Annotated in this window: 12 protein-coding genes; all 12 read left to right on the top strand. The window is 35.4% G+C overall.

Going from position 1 to position 5,093, the window contains the following annotated elements:
• Window positions 1-848 (top strand): hypothetical protein (locus ABDH28_04345; GenBank protein ID MEN2998245.1); only part of this gene is annotated, 848 nt, incomplete at its 5' end.
• A gap of 8 nt (window positions 849-856) precedes the next feature.
• Window positions 857-1,378 carry a glycosyl hydrolase 108 family protein gene (locus tag ABDH28_04340; GenBank protein MEN2998244.1) on the top strand — a complete coding sequence of 174 codons (522 nt, stop codon included), beginning with the start codon at window positions 857-859 and terminating at the stop codon, window positions 1,376-1,378.
• Window positions 1,371-1,649 (top strand): hypothetical protein, encoded by a 279-nt coding sequence (locus ABDH28_04335; protein ID MEN2998243.1) that lies wholly within the window; start codon window positions 1,371-1,373, stop codon window positions 1,647-1,649. Before ABDH28_04340 ends, ABDH28_04335 begins: the two co-directional genes overlap by 8 nt.
• Entirely contained in the window at window positions 1,646-1,870 is a 225-nt protein-coding gene (locus tag ABDH28_04330) for a hypothetical protein (protein MEN2998242.1), read from the top strand. The genes ABDH28_04335 and ABDH28_04330 overlap by 4 nt, the downstream gene beginning before the upstream one ends.
• Window positions 1,857-2,525, top strand: coding sequence for a hypothetical protein (locus ABDH28_04325; protein ID MEN2998241.1), 669 nt, complete (start codon window positions 1,857-1,859; stop codon window positions 2,523-2,525). The genes ABDH28_04330 and ABDH28_04325 overlap by 14 nt, the downstream gene beginning before the upstream one ends.
• The gene (locus ABDH28_04320) at window positions 2,522-2,881 is read left to right on the top strand and encodes a hypothetical protein (protein MEN2998240.1); all 360 of its coding nucleotides are present in this window, start codon (window positions 2,522-2,524) and stop codon (window positions 2,879-2,881) included. Before ABDH28_04325 ends, ABDH28_04320 begins: the two co-directional genes overlap by 4 nt.
• Before the next feature lie 96 nt (window positions 2,882-2,977).
• Window positions 2,978-3,184 carry a hypothetical protein gene (locus tag ABDH28_04315; GenBank protein MEN2998239.1) on the top strand — a complete coding sequence of 69 codons (207 nt, stop codon included), beginning with the start codon at window positions 2,978-2,980 and terminating at the stop codon, window positions 3,182-3,184.
• Entirely contained in the window at window positions 3,181-3,492 is a 312-nt protein-coding gene (locus tag ABDH28_04310; protein ID MEN2998238.1) for a DUF4406 domain-containing protein, read from the top strand. Before ABDH28_04315 ends, ABDH28_04310 begins: the two co-directional genes overlap by 4 nt.
• Window positions 3,489-3,935, top strand: a complete 447-nt coding sequence (locus tag ABDH28_04305) for a hypothetical protein (GenBank protein MEN2998237.1) — start codon at window positions 3,489-3,491, stop codon at window positions 3,933-3,935. Before ABDH28_04310 ends, ABDH28_04305 begins: the two co-directional genes overlap by 4 nt.
• A gap of 19 nt (window positions 3,936-3,954) precedes the next feature.
• Entirely contained in the window at window positions 3,955-4,317 is a 363-nt protein-coding gene (locus tag ABDH28_04300; protein MEN2998236.1) for a hypothetical protein, read from the top strand.
• Entirely contained in the window at window positions 4,308-4,721 is a 414-nt protein-coding gene (locus ABDH28_04295; protein ID MEN2998235.1) for a hypothetical protein, read from the top strand. Before ABDH28_04300 ends, ABDH28_04295 begins: the two co-directional genes overlap by 10 nt.
• 18 nt (window positions 4,722-4,739) lie before the next feature.
• Complete coding sequence (locus ABDH28_04290) at window positions 4,740-5,063, top strand: DUF1874 domain-containing protein (GenBank protein MEN2998234.1); 324 nt, start codon at window positions 4,740-4,742, stop codon at window positions 5,061-5,063.
• Window positions 5,064-5,093 lie beyond the last annotated feature (30 nt).

Raw genomic sequence — 5,093 nt, 5'->3', positions numbered from 1 at the left:
TCCTTATCATAAGGAATACAAACCCTCCTATTGTTTCTGGGCGCTGGACTTCTACTATAAAAACAGAATTTCAGAGGGATGGCAATGGAAATTTAAGAGTTGTTTTAACAATTCCAACTGTATTTGACAGGACTGGAGCATTAGCAACATTTAGTGGTCTTATAAACATAGATACAGACACTCCTATTTCTACGACTGGAACATTTTCTGCTGTGTCTCCAAATATAGCAGGACTAGGAGGGGCTAATTTGGTTTTGGGTCTTAACAACACACAAACAATAGACGGAATATCCAACAGCATTTACATTCCTATTCTGGTTGGAGAAAAGATATCGTATTGGAGGTATAACGGACAGTCTAATTTTAGCAATACGAACATGAACGGAGTTAATTTGGTTGGTTTTTATCTAAACCAAACGCAAAGGTTTATGGAACTACAGGAGAGAAATATCGGGTATTCTTTGGTTCTTAACTCTTACTATACTAAATTAAATGCTGTATGGCTGAATGCTAACTATACAGGGTGGAGGTTTAAGCAGTTGTGGATAAATGATGGACAAAACACAATAAACACAGAAGAGCAAAACTACACAAACTACAGGGTTGTTTGGTCTTATGTGACAACTGGTATTACTCACAATATATCCAAACACAAAAGTAGTGGTAATCTTGATACAGTTACAGCAAGAATAGCAACTAACAACCCAAATGGTGAAGGTCTCGGTTACGCAACTCAAAGAAGCACTTTTTCAGGAGTTTCTAATTTTAGATTTAACTCGCTTGACTTACAATGGAACACATCTAACACTGATGGTAGTCTTTATCTTGTTTTTGAAAGACTATACTAGGGGGGTGTATGGATAAAAGGTTTGATGAGTTCTTCAAGGACATAATTAGACACGAAGGAGGATACAGTAATCACCCGAACGACAGTGGGGGGGAGACAAAGTATGGGATAAGCAAAAGAGCATACCCGCATTTGGATATTAAAAACCTGACACCAGAACAAGCAAAAGTAATATACTACTACGACTATTGGGTTAAGGGACACTTTGATAAAGTAGCAAAGATTAGTTTCCAGATAGCAACAAAAGTCTGTGATATAGCGATAAACTGTGGAATAAAACCAGCACACAGAATGTTGTTTAAGGCATTGGATATGCTAAACTACAAGAACATAGTAAGCATAGGGGAAGACTGCCTTATTGCTTTAAAGGATGTAGTTGATAAAGGAATAAAAGATGTGTTTATAAATAACGTAATATCTTTGCAAAAGGAATACTACATTGGTATAGTTAATAAGCATCCGAAAAACAAGGTATTTTTAGAAGGATGGCTTAAGAGAGCAGAGTATAAAGGAGTGGTAAAGTATGGGTGACAAAAGCAAAGGAAACGGTTGGAAGGAATACATAAAGGAAGTATCCTACAATCTGCAGGTTGTTAAGGAAACGATGCTAAATATAGACAAGAAGGTAGCAGAACTTCTCATAAAGCACGAGACACTGAAAGAGAGGGTAGATAAGATAGAAGAAGAAGGTAAAAAAAGAATATTCCAAAACTTTTATGTGATAGTAGGAGCAATAACATCGTTTTTGACAGGACTTGTTTTGTTTATAATATCCTTTATGGTGAGATGGGGGGGGAAGTGAAGTTTGCAAGCAGGAAATTTATTGCCTTTGTATCCAACTTTGTTGCTATTGTTGTGTTATCCTTTTTAGGGAAAATAGATGGCTTACACACGATAATTGGTCTTCTTGTTAATTGTGCTTTTTACACATTTGTGGAAGGAGCGATAGATTTAGCAAGTTTGAGAAAGATACAAATAGGCAGTTTTAGTTTAGATAAGGAGGGGGATAATGAAGATAACTAATATGTTTTCTCTAGAAAACATCCAAGAAATTTTTGGAGTGTCTAGGGCAACAATATATCGGATACTTAAGAAGGCAAAGGTAGAACCAAAGAACTTATACACTATACAAGAGATACAACAAATGTTGCCGTTTATTACAACGGTAGCAAGCATTCGTGTTGTTGATGACAAGTTAAGAATACAACTCAAGAATGGAAACGAGATAGAGATGGAGCAGGAAGCAATACAACAGATTGTCTCAAAAAATCTCATAGAAATGAGAAAAATTGAGACGGAAACACTAATAAGCACAGTGTCCAACATAACAACACAGATAACAGACTTGATAGAAGCAATAAAGGAGCTTGTTAAAAGAATTGTAAGAATAGAGGAGATAATTCTACAAAATGCTATAGGTAAAACAACAAACACAGAAGAACTAGCAAGCAGAAGAAAAGCAATATCGCTAGCATTAGATGACTATATAAGAAGCAATAATTTACTTTACTCCAACAAAGATGACATTTTTATAGAGATGCTTGAAAAGTTTGAGAAAGACAAAAAGGTAGAAGTAAGAAGAAAATATGACAAGATGGATAGGTCTTACATTAATACTTTAATTAGGCTTGGACTTGATGGAGATTTTGTTAAGTTTGTTAGAGACAAATCTTTATGAACATCTTATTACTCCAGTTTGAGAATATTCTGTTTGGTATAGCAAACAAAAAGGGGCTTACTGTTAAAAAAGAGCATAGGTTTTTGGAAGAATACAAATACAGATTTGACTACGCTATTGTTGAAAAGAAGGTTGCTATTGAAGTTGAAGGAGGAACTTTTGTTTATGGAAGACACAACAGTCCTGTAGGGTTTAGAGAGGATGTTATAAAGTATAATTTAGCAACAATAAATGGTTGGAAGGTGTATAGGATAACAACGGAGATGATACGAAGAAATGCTTTTATTTTTCCAACAGCAAAAAGACCTAACCGCAGAACTGTATCCCTAGAAGATTTTTTAAACACAATAATGTAATTTAACAAAGCATACTAAAGATTTAGCGACAAATTTAAACAAAACTTGACTTTTAAAACAGAACTCGTTAATAATTAAAGTGTTAAAGGAGGTTTTATGGACAAAAAGAAAACTACAAGTTTTTACCTTTTGGATGATACCAAAAGGGTTATTGCGAGGTTGAGTAAGATTGCGAATGTTAAGCAATCTGAACTGATAAACACAATAGCAGGTTTGCTTGATAAAGACGAAAAGTTGCGGATAAGAGTGTTTGAGGAAATAAGAAGACAAAAAGAAGAAGCATTAAAGGAGGGTTGGAAATGATAGTGTATATGATACATAAGTTTAGGTTAGACCCAAAGAACATAGAAGAAGCAAAGAAGTATATTAAGGAGTTTTTAGAAAAGAAGGTTGCTGTAATATACACACCCCCTATGTGGTTTGTTGGAGCAAACGTGAGCGAGGAAGAAATACTACAAATGTGTTTCAAACTAATTGATAAATGTGATGTAGTTGCAGTTTGTGGCGAAGCAGAAAGCAGAGGAACAATACGAGAACTGTTATATGCGCTGGAGAAGGGTAAGACCATTAAAGTTTTTTCTGAACCTAATGAAGTAAAGTATTTTTTATGAAACTTACTACCCATATTTGCTTATTTCTTTTAGGTTTTGTGCTAGGGGGGATTGTCTTCTGGTTGCTGTTTTTTAAGCAATCAGGGGAGTTTTATCCTCCCAAAACTATTACGAACACACAGGTTAAAGCAATAAAACTATACTATACGAATGTGATAAGGCATTACTTTACAAACTACCAAGAAACGAACGGAACAAACTACCAAGTTGGTTTTGTTGATATAACAAACATTTTAACTAATATACTTGTAGAAATTAGGATAAATGAGATAAAAGAAAACAAGTTGCTTTTTAACTACAATTACGACCTTTCAACACCAAAACAGCAGTTTGAAGTTGGGTATTACAGGTATTTTTTTAGCATTGGTGGAATTAATACTTTTGTTGGAGCAAAGGCAACCTATCCTTGGGGAGTAAGTTTAGGGATTTTAGTTGAGTTTTAGTCTTTATAAGGAGGTTTATATGAAGCCAAAACTTAACCTTGAACACTTTATTGTTCTGGAACTGCTAAAATACAAGCAGTTTCTGGAACGGAGAAAGAAAGTGCAGATAAAGGACATAGCGATGAGGAGGCTTATAAGTCTATTTGTTGTTGAAAAAAGAAAAAGAAACGAAGGAACATTTATGACAGTTTCTCAAAAAGGGAAGCCAGAAGTGGTTGAGATAAAAAACGGTTCATACAGAGGATGGGTAAGGTATTGCGAGTATTACTGCAGACTCAAGTGGGGCGACATAATAGCAACCGTGGATTGGTGGAGAACTAAAAAAGGTAAGAAGGGTAATATACTCTTCATCGTAGGACAGGAGGATAAACTATGGAAGTAGTAATAAACAAAAATCAACCATCATCAATGGCGCATTTTAGAGAGTTGGTTTTGGAATTACTGAAATACAGAAAGGAGATACGAACGCTTGTTAGACTTGCTGTGAATAACAACATAGAAACTACACTGCATTTCTCTACAACAGAGCAAAACCCAACGAGACGCAACTATGTTGATATTACTTTTGAGGAAGAAACAGTGCTATTGGAATACGGAAGTGCGTTTGCGACGGTAGAGAAAACGCGAATTAACGCAAAGGAATTTGCTAGAAAACCTCTATACTATACCATAAGAACGATAAGCAATGCAGTAAAGAAGAGCAAGATTGTTAGACAAATGTATAACATTATATCCGAGATACTAAGCGACGAACTAGAGGAGAAAGGAGAATGGCAAGACAACTAAAGAAAAAAGGGAGGGTGTATGATATATATAACAAACGCATTTTCTTTGTCTATGTTGTCAGATAACTCTGGCAACATAGAATACAGAAAAGCAAGCGTAGAGGAGGTAAGAGAAATTCTTGCTTCCTCTAGTTGGACAAGCGCAGTAGGGCATGAAGGAACTGCTGAGATACTAAAGGAACTTCTAGGAATAGAAGTTCCTTTTAACAGGATACAAATCTCCGACAGTACTGGAGATATTCTGGTAGTCTTCCAAATACTAAAAAGACTACCAGAGGGGACGGTATTAACGAAGGAAGAAATACAACAACTACCCTACTGCTTTTACATAGTTAATTTCTAAGAGGGGCTTTGCTCCTCATTTTACCATAGG

The organism is Brevinematia bacterium (genome assembly GCA_039630355.1).
Lineage (GTDB): Bacteria > Spirochaetota > Brevinematia > DTOW01 > DTOW01 > SKYB106.
The sequence above is the reverse complement of the archived record's forward strand: the minus strand, read 5'-3'. Positions and strand labels throughout refer to the sequence as shown.

What these genes read in the sequence shown, in the direction of transcription:
- ABDH28_04340 (MEN2998244.1), top strand. Translation starts at nt 857, where the DNA reads ATGGATAAAAGGTTTGATGAGTTCTTCAAGGACATAATTAGACACGAA.
- ABDH28_04335 (MEN2998243.1), top strand. Translation starts at nt 1,371, where the DNA reads ATGGGTGACAAAAGCAAAGGAAACGGTTGGAAGGAATACATAAAGGAA.
- ABDH28_04325 (MEN2998241.1), top strand. Translation starts at nt 1,857, where the DNA reads ATGAAGATAACTAATATGTTTTCTCTAGAAAACATCCAAGAAATTTTT.
- ABDH28_04320 (MEN2998240.1), top strand. Translation starts at nt 2,522, where the DNA reads ATGAACATCTTATTACTCCAGTTTGAGAATATTCTGTTTGGTATAGCA.
- ABDH28_04315 (MEN2998239.1), top strand. Translation starts at nt 2,978, where the DNA reads ATGGACAAAAAGAAAACTACAAGTTTTTACCTTTTGGATGATACCAAA.
- ABDH28_04310 (MEN2998238.1), top strand. Translation starts at nt 3,181, where the DNA reads ATGATAGTGTATATGATACATAAGTTTAGGTTAGACCCAAAGAACATA.
- ABDH28_04305 (MEN2998237.1), top strand. Translation starts at nt 3,489, where the DNA reads ATGAAACTTACTACCCATATTTGCTTATTTCTTTTAGGTTTTGTGCTA.
- ABDH28_04300 (MEN2998236.1), top strand. Translation starts at nt 3,955, where the DNA reads ATGAAGCCAAAACTTAACCTTGAACACTTTATTGTTCTGGAACTGCTA.
- ABDH28_04295 (MEN2998235.1), top strand. Translation starts at nt 4,308, where the DNA reads ATGGAAGTAGTAATAAACAAAAATCAACCATCATCAATGGCGCATTTT.
- ABDH28_04290 (MEN2998234.1), top strand. Translation starts at nt 4,740, where the DNA reads ATGATATATATAACAAACGCATTTTCTTTGTCTATGTTGTCAGATAAC.